The sequence below is a fragment of the Corallococcus sp. AB038B genome, assembly GCF_003668955.1.
In the GTDB taxonomy this organism is placed as follows: Bacteria; Myxococcota; Myxococcia; order Myxococcales; family Myxococcaceae; genus Corallococcus; species Corallococcus exiguus.
This window is the reverse complement of record NZ_RAWO01000401.1, coordinates 1-385: the sequence shown is the minus strand read 5'-3', so window position 1 is coordinate 385 and position 385 is coordinate 1. Positions and strand designations below refer to the sequence as shown.

At 70.4% G+C, this 385-nt stretch carries 1 protein-coding gene; it reads right to left on the bottom strand.

The window, feature by feature from the left end:
• Window positions 1-60: 60 nt before the first annotated feature.
• On the bottom strand, window positions 61-385 hold a 325-nt coding region (locus D7Y04_RS43700), incomplete at its 5' end, for a cupin domain-containing protein (RefSeq protein WP_147477401.1).

Genomic DNA, 385 nt, shown 5'->3' with positions numbered 1-385 from the left:
ACCTTCGCGGACTGTGTCGCGGGTGCCTCGCCGTCCTTGCGCGCCGCCGCCCCATCCCGCTCACTTGCCATGGGGGATGTTCTCCCTCGGGCCCTGGGTGAAGCGCTGCTCGGGTCCGGGGCCGGCGTAGACCTGCACGGCCTTGAAGGGCGCGCCTGGAGAGACGACGCGTGCCGAGTGCTTCGCTCCCGCGGGGATGTAGACCGCGTCGCCCTTGCTCACGCGCATCGTCTGCCCCGACACCGTCATGTCCGCGGCGCCTTCCTCGATGTAGAGAATCTCGACGCTCGTGTCGTGCGTGTGTTCGGGGACCTCGCCTCCGGGCTGGAGCTCCAGCAGCGTCAGCGAGGCGGCGGTGGCGCCCGTGCCCTCGTTGAGGAACAGC